Source organism: Nonomuraea sp. NPDC003560 (assembly GCF_042878785.1).
Classification (GTDB): Bacteria; Actinomycetota; Actinomycetes; order Streptosporangiales; family Streptosporangiaceae; genus Nonomuraea.
The window spans coordinates 435,750-450,700 of record NZ_JBIAOF010000004.1 but is presented as its reverse complement, the minus strand read 5'-3'; the positions used below and the strand labels follow the sequence as shown (position 1 = coordinate 450,700).

At 73.0% G+C, this 14,951-nt stretch carries 4 protein-coding genes; all 4 read right to left on the bottom strand.

Annotated features, from left to right (window positions below; all coding sequences use genetic code 11):
- Positions 1-24 precede the first annotated feature (24 nt).
- Genes ACFYUV_RS18275 through ACFYUV_RS18260 form a run of 4 tightly spaced genes read right to left on the bottom strand, consistent with a single transcriptional unit; the run spans position 25 to position 14,838 of the window.
- On the bottom strand, positions 25-1,545 hold the full coding sequence (locus ACFYUV_RS18275; protein WP_387669780.1) for a GMC family oxidoreductase N-terminal domain-containing protein: 1,521 nt from the start codon (positions 1,543-1,545) through the stop codon (positions 25-27).
- Positions 1,532-2,437, bottom strand: a complete 906-nt coding sequence (locus tag ACFYUV_RS18270; RefSeq protein ID WP_387669779.1) for an alpha/beta fold hydrolase — start codon at positions 2,435-2,437, stop codon at positions 1,532-1,534. The genes ACFYUV_RS18275 and ACFYUV_RS18270 overlap by 14 nt, the downstream gene beginning before the upstream one ends.
- Entirely contained in the window at positions 2,434-8,847 is a 6,414-nt protein-coding gene (locus ACFYUV_RS18265) for a beta-ketoacyl synthase N-terminal-like domain-containing protein (RefSeq protein WP_387669777.1), read from the bottom strand. Before ACFYUV_RS18265 ends, ACFYUV_RS18270 begins: the two co-directional genes overlap by 4 nt.
- Before the next feature lie 54 nt (positions 8,848-8,901).
- Entirely contained in the window at positions 8,902-14,838 is a 5,937-nt protein-coding gene (locus ACFYUV_RS18260) for an SDR family NAD(P)-dependent oxidoreductase (RefSeq protein WP_387669775.1), read from the bottom strand.
- Positions 14,839-14,951: the final 113 nt, after the last annotated feature.

Here is a 14,951-nt window from a genome sequence, read left to right as displayed (position 1 = left end):
CCCCGGCACGGCTCTGCGTGAGGCTCAGTGCCCGGCCGCGAGGAACTCGCCGATGAGGTGGTCCAGGCAACGTTCGACGATCGCCGCGATGGTCAGCGCGGGATTGACGCCGGGGGTGCAACCGGGCATGAGAGCGGAGTCGAGGCAGTAGAGCCCGCTGTATCCGTGCAGGCGGCCGTGGACGTCCGTGGCCTTGCCGATCACGGCTCCGCCCAGCGGGTGCAGCACGAGCGGGTGCGCGGCGTTCGGGTCGATCACGCAGGCGCCTGCCGGGATGTGGCGGGCGATCTGACGGAGCAGGTCGCCGACCGTACGCCGGGCCGTCGCGTCGCTGCCCGCCGCCCACTCCAGTCGCACAGTGCCGGACTCGCCGGAGTAGTTCCAGCGCCCCAGCCGATCGGGGATTCCCACCCCGGGACAGGTCATCATCCCCGCGGGCAGGGGCAGAGGACCGTGCGTCACCATGGCCGAGCCGTCGCGGCTGCGGACGAGAGCGGCAGGCGGTCCAGCCTGCCCCGGCCACGATGGGAGAGCCGGCGTCATGAGCAGGGGGATCTGGTCGCCGTTGGTGCCCCAGTCCGCGCCGACGTGTTCGTTCAGGTCGGGCAGGGCGCCGGTGTCCCGGGCCCGCACCAGCAACTGCGGGGTGTGCACACCGCCCGCGGCCAGGATGAGCCGGTCGGTCATCAGGGTGACCCGCTGGAGGGTGGCGCCGTCCGTCCCGAGCCGGTCCGCTCGCACCCGGAAGCGGCCTTCGCGGTCCTGGGCGACGGCGGTGACCCGATGCAGGGACCGTACCTCGGTCATGCCGGTCGCTTCGGCCCGTGCCAGATAGGTGCGGTCGACGCTCATCTTCGCGCCGCTGTTGCAGCCCGTGAAGGCGTACTGGCCCCGCGTGATCGCGGCGTCCCGGTCTCCCGCGAGTTCCGCCCGGACGGCGTCGAAATCGTAGTTGCCGACCACCAGTTCCGCTTCGAGTCCCGAAGCGACGGCGGCGGAATGCCAGATCCGGCTGGACCGGTAGCGGGTGTGGGTGAGCAGTTCCTCGGGGAAGGTCGCGGCGATCATGCGCCGGCGGGCGCGCGGATAGTAGACCTGATCGAGCTCCTCATAGTCGATCTCGCCGGGGAACACGCGGGAGAACGGTTCCGGCATCGGCTGTGGCAGCATGCCGCCGTAGACGAGGGTCCCGCCGCCCACTCCGGCGCCGCACATCACGGTGAGGTTCCTGTGCAGCAGGACGTCCAGCAGGCCGGTCGAGCGGGGCCGGGGGATCGAGGTGATCCGGTCGACGAATCGCGACAGGGGGGTCGCCGGGCCGGGCGCCCGCGGGTGTCGTTCGCCCTCCAGCCAGACCAGCCGCCTGTCGAGCGAGGGCAGCGCCGGGAAGTTCCCGCCGCGGGAGGTGATCGGCCAGCGACGGCCCCGTTCCAGCACGACGTTGGCGATGCCGGCTTCGGCGAGCCGGAAGGCGGCCACGCTGCCGCCCACTCCCGACCCGATGATCACTACGCGGTGGCGCTCGACCCGATCAGTCCTGGCCATGGTTCCTCCACTCGGTGGCGCCGCGCCGCACCGGGTCGGGATCGTCGCGTACGAACGGGCCGAGCGCGTCGCAGAACTCTTCGTGACTGTCCAGGTGGGTGACGTGCCCGGCGTCGGGAATGATGGCGAGCTTCGCCGACGGCAGCTCGCGCACCGCGCGCACCGCCTGCCAGAAGGGGAAGATCAGGTCGGTGAGCCCCCAGATGACGAGCACGGGCACGTGGATCTCTGACAGACGGTCGGCGACGTTGTACTGCGGCCGCAGCCCGGTGAGCCCGACGCCCACTTTGACGACCTCGACGCTGGTCGTCAGGAAGGTCCGCGAGTGGGTCAGGCGAGCCTGGTCGAACCAGGCGTGCAACGGCACCCGCCAGGGATGACGCAGTTGCAGCCCCGTCAGCAGCGTCCGCAGCAGCGCTCCTCCGGGCAGCAGCATCGCCGTGACCAGCGCGCTGACGACCGGACGCGGGGCCGAGGCGAGCACGACCAACGCCGGGTTGACCGCCCTGCCGAGCCCGGCGGAGTCCGCCAGCACCAGGCGCGTGACGCGCTGCGGCCGACTGAGCGCGAATTCGAGCGCCACCAGGCCGCCGTAGGAATGGCCGACCATGATGACCTCCTCGACGCCGAGCCGGTCGAGGAACGACGCGACGAAGGAAGCGACCGCGGCGGGCCGCACATCACCCAGCGGGCTGGTGTCCCCGTAGCCAGGCAGCGCCAGCGCCAGCACCCGGTGGGTGGATCCCAGTTCCCGCGCGATCCTCTCCCAGTCCCGGGGGCTGGTGGCGCTGCCGTGCAACAGCAGGACCGCAGACCCCTCGCCTGCCTCGAAGTACACCGTGGAAAGGCCCTGGACCAGCACTCTTCGCTCGTCGAAGCAGCCGGAGCTCATGATTCCTCCCTGTCGCCCCGGATCGTTCCGGCGTGGCCGGAGACGATCCTCATCCCCAGGTCCTGCACGTGGTAGATGCACAGCCCGTCCACCCACAACCAGCCGTCGGCGACAGCGCGGCGTGCGCCGGGCTCCGACGCGGCCTGGGTGATCTCCAGCTCCACGACGACGTGCCGCGCCATGGGGGTCACCTGGCCCCGGTACTTCCAGCCCATGGGACGGCCCACGCACACCGGCTCGAACCGCGGCTCCAGCAGGCCGGCGTGCATGCCGCGCTCCAGCATGTAGAACTGGAGCAACTGGCACATGGCCTCGACGCCGAGCGATCCCGGTTGCACCGGATCCTGATAGAAGTGGGCGCGGAAGTACCAGTCGGCGGGGTCGACCTCCTTCTCGGCGCGTAACCGGCCGAGGCCGGCGCTGCCGCCGTACGGCCACAGCCCGGTGACGCGGTCGAGCATCAAGAGCATCCGGCCCGGGAGCCGTGCGGTTCCCTGGAAGAAGCGCGCGGGTCTGTCACGCAGGTCGAGCAGGTAGTCGCCGGGCTCCGACAGGGCGGCGCGCTCCTCACCGGTTCTCGGCAGGCCGACCTGGGCGGCGAAGGACTCGACGGGGAAGAACCCGAACATCGTCGTGCCCGTGTAGACCGGCACGTCCCCCGCGTTGCAGTCTGTCCGGAATGACATGACGGTGATGTCCCCGTCTCGCGAGAGGCCGGTGAGCCGGACCTGCGTGCGCAGCCTCTCGCACGCGGGGGTCACCTCGCCGGTCACGGTGCCAGTGCCGCCCAAATTGCGGAAGAGCAGGCCGCGCGGGTTGGCGCTGGCGTCGCCCGCGAAGAACGCGAGCCAGCCGCAGGACTGCAGGACGACCTCCATGAGAACCGCGACCGGCATCGTGGGCCATCCGTTCTGTTCCCAGTACCAGGCGTCGTCGGGCACGTCGTACTCCGTGACCGCCGAACTGCCTTCCCCCGGGCCGTCCGGAGGAATGTCGACGTCGGTCACGCGGGTCACGAACAGGTAGGGCGGCCCGGGCAGCCGGGGCATGCGCCCGGGGTGGTCGAACGGCTCGTGCGAGGGGCCGAAGGCGTCACCGGGTCTGCCCCAGGCCAGCGCCAGGATCGAGCGGTGGTCGTAGGCGAACCCGCCGGGGCCGGACGCGGCCCGGGGATCGCGCCGCGCGGCCGGGCTGCCCGGCTGCTCCCGCGAGGCGTCCGCCGTACCCGGGCCGGCCGGTTCCGTCAGGCGGCTGCGATACGCCAGCGGCCAATCGGGCACCAGGCGCAGCCCGAGCCGGTGGGCATGAAAGGCCTTCACGCCGTCCACGGTGCACAGGACGTCGGCGTACAGGGTCGGCTCCGGCCCGGCGAGGACCTGCGCCACGAACACCTCGTACACCAGCGAACGGCTGCGCGGCGTCACCTGCCCGCGGCAGCGCAGCCGGTAGGTCTCCTCCGGGACCGGCGCGAACCTCCACCCGTCGCGCTCGATCGTGAAACCCAGGGCGGCCAGGTAGAACGCCATCGCCTCCAGGCATCCCTCGAACATCAACGTGCCGGGCATACATGGATCATTCGTGAAATGCCCCTGAAAGAACCATTCGCTGCCGCTGATCGGCAGCGTGGCGCGCAAGTATCCGCGCTTCCACGGGCCGCCCTGAGGGTCGAAGACCGGCACGCTGCGCAGCAGCGCCAGACGTCCCCCTGCCGGGCGCGGCGGGTGGACGTGCGCGCGGGTGGCCCGCCATCGGTCGCCGAAGCACTCCGCAGGCCGCCCCTCGGCGAAGGCCCGCACCTCGGTCTCGTCGAACCCACGGCGGCCGACCGGCACGACGGGGGCCGCCGGAGGAGCGGCGCCGCCGGGCGAGCCGTCCTCCGGTTCCCAGACGACGCCGCGGGTGCCGGCCAGTTCCTCGTCGGTGAAGTAACCCGCCTGGCCGTTGCTCACGGTGAGGAGGGGGCGCCCGTCCGATCTGCATCGGCTGTGGAAGAAGAAGAGCCGGACATCGTCGTGTTCACCGTGCCCGTCGACGCCGATCTCGTAGCGCAGCCTCCGGCCGGCCTCAGGCAGGTCGCCGTGGAAGGTCAGGTCGCAGCCGAGCAGCCGGTACACCCGTTCAGGGCCCGCGTGCAGGTCCGCCCCGAGCCAGCTGAGCAGCAGGAGGTCGGCCTGCCCGGCCTCGACTAGCAGCCCGGCGGGCATCCGCCCTTCGTCGTCGACGTACCAGGCGTCGTCGGCGACGTCGGTCTCCGTCCAGATCGTCCCGCCTTTCAGCGTGCTGGGTTCGGCGTCGATGCCGAGAACCCGATCGATCAGCAGAAGCGGAGGCGTAGGCAGGCGCGTCCGCCGCTGCCGCTCCGCGAGCGCGGCGAAGGAAGGTCCGAACAGGGCGGCGACGTCCCCGGTGGCGAGAGTCTCCAACTGGCCGCGAGTGAAGGAGGGGCCGGGGAAGGAGTCGCCCGCCGTCCCGGCGAACCTTGCGGGCACGCCGTCCGGGGGCTGGGTCCCGGACGTCAGCAGCCGCCGTGCCCGGCCTTGGACGCCGAGGAAGCGCAGGTACGTCTCGCTCTGATGCCGCACGAAGTCGCGCTGGCCGGCGGCGAGGTGCCGCAGTCTCGACGGCGATCCCCGACGAGGGGCGGCGGGCCCGGCGAGGTCGGCCGCATCCGGAGCCGCCGGTCCGGGGGAGCGGGGAAGGGCGGGGAACACGACGGGCGGCGGATGGGCCGGCAGGGTGACCACGTGCCGGTCGTCCCCGAGCACCACGGGACGGTCCCTCATGTGCGCCTCCAGCGCCGTCGTGTCCACAGGCACCCCGGCGACGGCGAGTTCGGCGACCGTCTCGGCCAGGACGGCGAAGTCGTCCTGGCCGGCGATGTCCATGGCGACCGCCAGATGCTCCCGATCTCGCAGGGTCGAGGCGATCCAGCGGGAGCAGAGATCGTTCGGACCGTGTTCGACGAACACGCGGACACCGTCCTCCCAAGCCTGCCGGATGGTCCCGGCGAAGTCGACCGTGCCGAGCGCCTGGGCTGTGAGCGCCTCCGCCGCCGAGTCGGAAGTGAGCGGGTAGGCCCGGCCGGTCGCTCCGGAGTAGAAGCGAACGCCCGGCGGCGCGTGGACCGGCCAGTGATGGAGCCGCCTCCACGCCTTCCTGACGCCGTCGAGAACCGGGGCATGCGCGGCGATGCCGTAGCCCACCGGGACGACCGGGATCGACGGATCGAGCCTGCCGAGCACCCGGTCGCACCCCTGGGCCGCGCCGCCGACGACACAGGTGCCCGGGCCGGCGCGCACCATCAGGTAGACGGCAGGCTCCTCCGCCACCAGGCCCGCGACCAGCTCCGCCGGAGCGGCCACCACGAAGGTGGTCCAGCGGTCGTCCTCGACACCCTGCTCGCGCCATGCCCGGCGCACTGCGCGCATCTCGCCGCAGACCTCGTCGGTGAACAGCGCAGAGCGGCGCACGGCGTCCACGACGGCCGGAACGTCCCGCCAGGCGCCCAGCGCCAGGAGGGCCGCGCTCTCCCCGGAGGAGTAGCCGATCGCGGCGGACGGATGGATGCCCAGGACGCCACGGGTCAGGTGCGTGTGCGCGTCGGCGAGGATTGTGGCGGCCCAGATCTGCTCGACGGCGCGGGGAGCACGGCCGGTGCTGGTCCATCCCGTCAACTCGCCGACGGGCCCGTAACGCTCGTGGAGCTCGTCCAGCAGGCAGGGCATCCCGAGCATCAGGCTCCGGCCCTGGCCGGCATAGGAGGCCGAGCCGTTGGTGTACACGAACGCCACGTCGCCGGTCAGCGGCCGCTCCCTGAAGAAGGTACGCGGCGGGCGTGGGCGCTCATCCCGGAGCCAGCGGGCGGCGGCTGCGCGCCTGTCGTCGAGCGGGTCGTCAGAGCCGGACAGCAAGGCCAGGCGACACGGTCCTGCCAGTGACTGCTGGCCCGCCTCCACCCGCGCGATGACCTCACGCCGGTCCCGGCCGCCGTAGAAGTGCGGCCTGGGAGGGCTTTCGGCGAACCACGAGGCAGGCGCGCGCGCCCGCAGCCGCACCGACAGCGGAGGAGCGCCGAGGGGCGTGACAGTCGCCTCCGCGGTGGGCTCGCCGAGAAGAGGGCCCGCCGGTCCATGCGGTCTGGGCGCCGCCCGGTGCCGGAGGCTGAGCGCCGCCACGGCCACCGCCACGAGGCCCTCGGCCGCGTGCGCACTGCCGAACAGATCCACGGGGTCGTAGTGCGGTCCACGGCCGGGGCCCGCGGCTGCGCCCACGCGCAGCCCGGGCTCCCCACCCTCCGGCGGGTCGTCGAGCACGGCGATCACCTCGTCGCCGTCGCGGCGCGCGGCGCTCTCGCGGCGCAGCAACAGGGCGACGGCGGCGTCTCCAGGCGGGCGGTCCCGGTCCAAATGGCGCACGGCCGCCTGGTGCACCGGTTCGCAGGACAGGTCGACAGCCCCGACCAGGACGGCGTCGGCCTCGCCGGACAGGAGCGCACGGCGCGCGAGGCGCAGGGCGGCTATCCCGGAGGCCTCCTCCGCAAACACGGTGAAGCCGGGCCCCGCGAGGTCGAACCGGGCGTTGACGCGGTTGGCCACGAGATTGGGCATGGCCCCGACGACGTCGGCGGCGGTGAGCGGCGGCGCGAAGGCGTTCCGCAGCGCCTCCGTCCGAGCCTGGTCCTCGCCGAGCCCGGCGCCGGCCGCCCAGGTGGCGGCCCGCCAGCGGGCGCCGTACCGGGCGACCTCCGGATCGCAGCCCATTCCGATCAGGACCATCGTTCGCTCGCGCGACAGCCGGCGGCCCGCCAGCACGTCGTCGGCGGCCTCCAGCATCAGCAGCTGCTGGGCATGGGCGTGCTTCAAATCGTGGGGAGGGAAGGGCAGACCCGCCAGGCGCACCCGTACGCTCTCCCGGCGATGATCCTGTGCGCGGCCGGAGAGCAGGGCGTCCACCAAGGCCTGGGTGTCCTCACCGGTGCCGACGCGGGCGCCGATCGCGACGATGGCGACCGGGTCCGCCGATTCCGCCCGCTCCGAGGCCCGGCTGCCCTGCCTCACCCGCGTGCGGAGGCCGGACGGGTCGCGCGGCGGCCACGCGTCGACGACGAGGTGGGCATTGTTGCCGCCGAATCCGAACGTGCTGACGGCGGCCCGGCGCGGTCCCTCCCATGGCTCGGCCTCCCGGAGCGGGCGCAGCGGCGTGTTCTTCAAATCCTCGGCGAGCTCGTCGGCCCCCAGCGTGGCAGGTCGGACGCCGGCCTCCATGGAGCCCAGCACCTTCAGCAGGCCCGCCAGGCCGGCGGCCGTGATCGGATGGCCGATGTTGGATTTGACCGACCCCACCGGCAGGTCACGGGAGTCCGTGAAGACCCGGGTCATGCTTCTGATCTCCACCGTGTCGCCGACAGGGGTGCCCGTGGCGTGACACTCCACCAGGCTCACCGACTCGGGCGCCACCTCGGCTGACTCGTACGCCTGCCGCATCGCCCGCACCTGTCCCTCTTCGGCCGGGGTGAGCAGACCTTCCCCCCGGCCATCGTTCGACAGGCCGATGCCCCGGATCACGGCCAGGATCGGCGTGTCGGCGCGGATCGCGTCGTCCAGCCTCATGAGGGCCACGGCCGCCGCGCCTTCGGCCGGGACCAGGCCATCGGCACGGCGATGGAAGGGGCGGCTGCGCCCGCTCGGGCTCAAGGCGCGCAGGGCGCCGAAACCGAAGTGGATGAACAGGTCGTCGGGGCGGTTCACGGCGGCTGCCAGCATCAGGTCCGCCGAACCGTCGTGCAGCCGGTCGGCAGCCAGTTTGACGGCATACAAGGACGACGCGCACGCGGCGTCCAGCCCCACCGAGCCCGCGCCCAGTCCCAGCGCCTCGGCGGTGAGATGGGCGGCGAGCCCCCAGGAGAACCGGTTCCGCGGGTCGGGGACGTCCTCGCCGTCGAGGCGCGCGCGCAGGTCCGGCGGCAGGGCGCGGGTCCATACATGCTCGGCGAACCGTGCCATGCCCGAGGCGGGATACCCCAGGTTGCCGAGGACTAGGCCGGCTCCGGGGTGCGGGCCGGTGAGCCCCGCCTCGCGCAACGCCTCCCGCCCGCAGTACGTCGTCCAGTGGAAGAGAGGGTCCAGGGTCGTGAGGCGGCGCGGCTCGACCTGGAGCCCGCGCGGGTCCAGGACCGCGGGGAAGTCGCGCACATAGCCCCCGACGTCCGGCCAGACGTGCTCACCGCCCTCGTCCTCCCCCCGGCTCTGCCGGTTCGGCGACAGGACGGTCCGCGCGTCCAGCCGCCATCTCCCCGCGGGCGCCGGGCCCAGACTGACCCGCCGCGTGACGATGTTCTGCCACAGATCCTGCGGAGTGAGGGCATCGGGCAGCACACAACCCCGTCCGACGATGGCGATGGGAGTGAACATGGCCGGCTTCCTGTAGGGGGACACTGGTGCTTGGTCGCGTGGATGAGGGGCCGTTCATCCCGGTCGGCGGACGAGGGACAGGCCGCGGAGCTCCGCCACCGGGAGCCCGCTTTCCTCCAGCAGGATCAGGTCGCAGACGGCGACGTCCGGGTCGGCCTGCCGTGCGCTCAGGTGACAGCGTGCGCCGGCCCGCACGGGGCCGGGCCGGTACAGGAAGAAGCTGGAGGCGCCCATGGGCAGGGTCGCCGAACCCAGCGTGTGCCGGGCCCACACCAGCGCGAGCTGGATCGTGGCGTCGACCGCGACCGGGTCCACCTGCGGATGCTCGCCGCGCCAGCCCAGCTCGCCCACGCCGGCGACGACGCCGGTGGCGCCGTCCGTGCCAATGCGGCCGACTCCCAGCAAGCCCCGGAACAGCGGACCGTGGAAGAGAACGTCTCCGCCGTAAGGCGCCTTCGTCAGCGCATGACGCGAGTCGTCGGCCTGATCGACGGCCGGCCGCGGGCGTGGATCTTCGTCGACGGAACGGGCCAGGTAGTGGGGGAGACCGTCCGCGCCGGAGATCTCCAGCCTGAGATCGTGCTCGCCCCCCTTCCGCGCCGTTTTGATGGTCAACAGGCGGGTTTCGTGAGGTTCGATGGCTATCCTGCGTACCACCCGGATGTCCCTCAGGCACGAGCCCGTCCGGCCGGGCGCCGCCTCCAGGGCCGCGGCGGCCAGCCATTCGATCGCCTGCGCCATGGGGACGACGGACGTGCCCCCGATCCGATGGTCGCGCAGCTCGGGGTGTGTCCGCAGGCTCACCCGCAACTCGGCGCGGCTCTCGCCGTCCGTGTCCGAGAAGCGGGAGACGTCGCCCGCGGCGATGAGGACCCGCTCTCCCCAGCGTCCGCCTGCCAGTTCCGCGGCGAAGGCGCGCGCGCCCGCGGCGGGCAGGATGAGGCCGACCCCGCGGCGACGGAAGCGGCCGGCCAGCTCGCGCGTCACCATGCCGGCCGCCCACGGCCCCCAGCCCAGCGCCATGGACCGCAGGCCCGTGGCGTGCTGCGCCGCAGCCACCTGGAAGAGGACCTCGTTGGCCATGGCGTAGTCACATTGCCCTGGATTGCCGTGCTGCGCCGCGAGGGAGGAGAACAGGCACATGAACCTGAGCCGACGGCCGAGGACGGTCAGCAGGGTGTCCAGCCCGCGCACCTTGGTGTCGAAGACCCGGTCGAAGGCGGCCGGCGACTTGTCCGCGATCAGCTCGTCGGCCAGCACCCCCGCTCCGTGCATCAGGCCGGTGACCGGGCCCCAGTCCCGCTGCGCCTCGGTGAGCGCCCTGGTCAGGGCGGGCCCGTCGAGCACGTCCGCCGCCACGTATCGCGCCGCCGAACCCAGCCGGGCCAGCTCCGCCAGCGTGGCCCTGATCTCACGGCGGGCGAGCACCCGGCGAGCCGACGCGTCCACCTCCGACGGGGTGGGCGGCGGGCTGCCGGAGCGGCGGGCCTCGGCCACGAGGAGCTGCCTGATCGCCGCCTCGTCCCGCGCCTCGCGAAGGAATCCGGGTTCGTCGACCAGCGGGGTGCGTCCCAGGAGGAGCAATCGCGGGCGAGCGAGACGCGCCAGCTCCCGTACGGCGGCACCGGTGATGCCCCGTCCGCCGCCGGTCACGAGGACCACCGAGCCGGGCGTGAGCACGTCGTCGAACGCGTCGCCCGAGAGCTCGTCCCCGCCGTGGGTGACAAGGGTGACCCGTCGCCCGTCCGCGCGCAGGCCGACGTCGGAGAGAGCGCCGCCGGCCAGCAGCTCCCGCTCGATCGACGCGGCGACGGCCTGCGGCCCCTGACCGGCCCACTCGATGTCGATGCTCTTCACGGTCGCCTTCGGCCACTCCCGCGCGGCGGTACGGGCCAGCGCGGCGACCCCGCCCAGCCAGGCTCGTTCGCCCTGGCTGCCGCGCAGGCCGAAGTCGCCGCCTGTGTCCTGCACCGTGACGAAGAGCCCTCCCTCCGCCGAGAAGCGCCCGGCCACCGAGCGAGCGGCGGCGAAGGCCTTGCCGTTGACCTCGATGGCCTCCTCCCGGGAGGCCACCTCGCGCAGGCCGCCGAGGAAGACGACCCCACGGGCCTCGGGCGGCACCCGTGCCACGGCGGCGGCGGGGAAGCCGTGCGACGTGAGCAGGTGGGCCAGGCGGGGGGCGACCCCGCGCCCGTCGTCTGTGATCACGAGGGGTTCGCGGCGCAGCCCCGCCGCCGTGAGCCCGGAGTGGTTCGCGGCGGACTCGGCCACCGTCATCCTGACCAGCGGTTCGCCTCGCCCGGGCGGCGGCTCGGCCCGTTCCAAGGGGTCGCCGGTCTGGACGCTGCCCGCGGCCGAGGGGGGCGCGGGTCCGGACGCTCTCCGGAAACGATCGGCGATCTCCCCGAGAGTACGGAGCCGGCTCAGCTCGGCCGCGTCGACATGGGGGAGCTCGACTCGCGACCGGACGGCGGCGAGGATCTCGACCCGTTTGATGGAGTCGATGCCCAGGTCGGTCTGAAGCTGCATCTCCGGGGAGAGGATGTCGAGGGGATATCCCGTCTTCTCCGCGACGACTTCCAGCATCAGCGCCGTGAGGTCCGGGCCCGGCTCCGGGGCACTCCCCGCCCCGGACACGGGCACGTATGCGGGTGCGGTCCGCGGCGGGAGCGTGGGCGCAGGCTCGGCTTCGCGAGGGGACGGGCCCGTGACGCGCTCGAAGGTGCCGGACAGCACGGGCGATTCCACCGGGGCTTCCACGGAGGGTGCGGGCGCCATGCCGGATGCCGGTGGTGTGACGGAGTCACGCGGGAAGCCGGGCGGCGGGGGCGTGCCGCCGGGGGCGGGGCGCGGGGACGCTTCGGCGGCGCGGCGCACATCGTGCCCGCGGGCGTCAGGAGTGGCGTCCTGCCCGTTTCTGGTTTCGAGCTGGGCGATCGCGGCTTCGGCCGTGGCCAGGAAGGCCATCTGGGTGTCGGCCATCGCCTGCTGGTAGGCCGCGTGCACCTCGGCGGTCTGTCGTTGGATCTCCGCGACGGCGGCCGTCCAGCCGGTGTCGTCCGGCCGGGGGTCTCCGGCCCGCGTGACCCTCGTCTCACGTTCCTCTGTTCCCAACGTTGCACGATCCTTCGCAGTCGGAGCCGTCACGGGCTCGTCGGGTACCGCGACGGGCGGGTAGGGCTTCCCGTAGTTGGCGCCGGAGATCACGACCGTCGCCGGTGACCGCCTACGGGCGTCCTGCCGCGGGCGTGCGGGGCACAGCGGCGCCAGGTCCACCGGGACGCCATGGGCGACGAGCACCGCCAGCCCCTCCTGGAGCGCGGTGAGGCCATGCCTGCCGGGCCGGTCCAACGCCGCGGCCAGATGGGGACGTCCGCCGAGGTTCGCCCGGACCAGACGGGTCAGCACAGAGCCGGGCCCCACCTCCACGAACGTGCGAACGCCCCGCTCGTACATGGCTTCGATCTGCTCGGCGAAGCGCACCGGCGCCGCCGGTTGACGGATGATCCGCTCCCGGACGGCGGCCGGCTCGCGGGCATACGGGGTCGCGTCCGCGTTGCCGTACACGTCGATCAGCGGGGCGGTCACGTCTAGGCCGGCCACGAACTCTCCCAGGGGCCCCGTCACGGCGGCGACCAGCGGGCTGTGGAAGGCGGCGGAGACCGCGACGGGACGTGCGGGCGTGCCGTCGAGCTCCAGCCTGTGCTGCAGCGCGGTGATGGACGCGCGGCTTCCCGCCACCACGACCTGGTCGGGCGCATTGTGATTGACCGGCCACAGGTCCGCCGGACCGAGCTCCTCGATCGCCTTCTCCACCTCCGTCCAGGACGCCTGCACGGCCAGCATTCCGCCGGAGTCGCCGGGGAGGCCCCCCATCAGCTCTCCTCGCCGCCGTGTCAGCCGCACCAGGGCCTCCCCGTCCAGGCAGCCCGCGGCGTGCAGCGCCGTGAGCTCGCCGAGGCTGTGTCCCGCGGCGCAGTCCGCGCGCAGCCCGAGCAGTCGCACGACGGCGAGCATGGCCATCTCGTGCACGGCGAGGGCCGGTTGGGCCCACTCGGTGCGTGTCAGGAGAGCCCCCTGTCGGTCGCGCTCCTCGTCGGTGAAGGCCGGGGGAGGGAAGACGATCCGATGCAGCGGACCGTCGTCGAAGTCGGACGCCGCGAACCGGTCCCAGATCTCGCGTGCCTCGGGCACGTGCACGGCGAGGTCGGCGCCCATGCCGACGTATTGGCTGCCCTGCCCAGGGAACAGGAAGGCGGTCCGGCCGCCGATCAACGGCCCCGGACTGTAGCAAACCCCGTCGGGAGTGGTGAACGCCTTCTCCGGAGCCGTCTCCAGCGCGCAGGCCGCGCTGCACAGCTTCCGCGCCAGGTCTTCGCCGTCCGTGGCGACCAGGGCGACGCACGGGCCTGTGCCCGTCGTCTCGGCGATCTCCTGCTGCGCGTCCAGGGCCAGCGACGCCAGGAGAGGTCCGTCGGAGGCCAGCGTCCGGCAGCGGGCGGCGAGCAGCCGCGGCGTGGCGGCCGTCAGGGGCACCAGCTCGGTCGGTGCCACGCGGAGCGAAGGCGCTCGTCGGCCACCCCCGCGAGGTACGTACTCCTCCAGCGTCGCGTGAAAGTTGCTGCCGCCGAAGCCGAAGCTGGACACCGACGCCCGGCGGGGATGCCCGGAGCCACGGATCCACGGACGGGTGGCGGTGTTGAGGTAGAAGGGACTGGAGTCGAGGCCGAGCCGGGGGCTGGGGCGGGTGACCTTGATGGTCGGCGGCAGCACTCGATGATGCAGGGCGAGCGCCGCCTTCAGCAGACCCGCCGCGCCCGCCGTGCTCTTGGTGTGGCCGAACTGGGATTTGACCGAGCCCAGGGCACACCAGCGCTCCTCGTGCGGCCGCGCCGGGGCGAACACCGTGCGCAGGGCCGCGACCTCCGCGGCGTCACCGGCCAGTGTGCCGGTGCCGTGTGCCTCCATGAGCTCCACGGTCTCCGGGCCGTAACCGGCGGTCTCGTACGCGCGGCTCAGCGCCCGGACCTGCCCTTCGGGTGAGGGCGCGTAGATCGCCGTCCCACTGCCGTCGGAGGAGGCGCCCAGCCCGCGCAGCACGGCGTACACCGCGTCCTGGTCCCGTTCGGCGTCGGCGAGCCGCTTGAGCGCGACCAGCACGACGCCCTCGCCGAGGATCGTTCCGTCGGAGTCGGCGGCGAAGGGGCGGCAGTCCCCGCTCGGGGACAGCGCGGGCGTCTTGCTGAAGCACATGTACATGACGATGTCGTTGAGCGTGTCCACCCCACCGGCGATCACCAGGTCCGCCCGGCGCAGGCTCAGCTCCGAGATCGCCGCCGAGACGGCCGCCAAGGAGGCGGCGCAGGCGGCGTCGGTGACGAAGTTGGCGCCATGGAGGTCGAAGCGGTTCGCCACGCGGCCCGCCACCACGTTGCTGAGCAGCCCGGGAAAGGTCGCCTCCTGCCAGGGCACGTAGTGAGCGGCGATGCGGTCGCAGATCCGCTCGGCCTGGTCCTCGGGCAGACCGCTCTCCCGCAACGCCCTCGCCCACACCGGGCGCTGGAGCCGGTTGGACATGGTGCTCAGCAGTTCCATGGGGGTCGCCCCGAGGACGACGCTTACCCGCTCGCGGTCGTATCCCGCCCCCGCGCCCTGCTCCACGTCCTCAAGGAGGCGTTCGGCGGCGAGCAGGGCGAACAACTGGGAGGTGTCGGTGGCGGGAAGCGTGGCCGGGGGGAGTCCGAACGCCAGGGGATCGAAGGCCATGGGGTCGAGAAAGGCGCCCCGCCGCGCGTACGTCCGGTCCGGAACGGTCGGGTCCTCGTGAAAGTAGTCACTGATGAGCCAGTGGGCCGGCGGCACGTCCCGGACGTGGTCCCGCCCCTCGACGACCGTCCGCCAGAAGCCCTCGGCCCCGGACGGGCCGGGCATCAGCGCGCTCACACCCACGATCGCGATCGGCTCCTGTCGTGGTCGATCAGGGGAAGGCATGGCACTCCTCGGTCGTGAGCCGGCCGCCTCTGACGGGAGCGGGCGGGATCACCGGCTCCGCTCTTGGACCTCTCAGGCAAGCACGGGCACAAACGGGATTGAAGGAGACCAAA

Bases quoted from the DNA above. Each gene is read 5' to 3' on its own strand.
- ACFYUV_RS18275 (WP_387669780.1), bottom strand. From the start codon at position 1,545: ATGGCCAGGACTGATCGGGTCGAGCGCCACCGCGTAGTGATCATCGGG.
- ACFYUV_RS18270 (WP_387669779.1), bottom strand. From the start codon at position 2,437: ATGAGCTCCGGCTGCTTCGACGAGCGAAGAGTGCTGGTCCAGGGCCTT.
- ACFYUV_RS18265 (WP_387669777.1), bottom strand. From the start codon at position 8,847: ATGTTCACTCCCATCGCCATCGTCGGACGGGGTTGTGTGCTGCCCGAT.
- ACFYUV_RS18260 (WP_387669775.1), bottom strand. From the start codon at position 14,838: ATGCCTTCCCCTGATCGACCACGACAGGAGCCGATCGCGATCGTGGGT.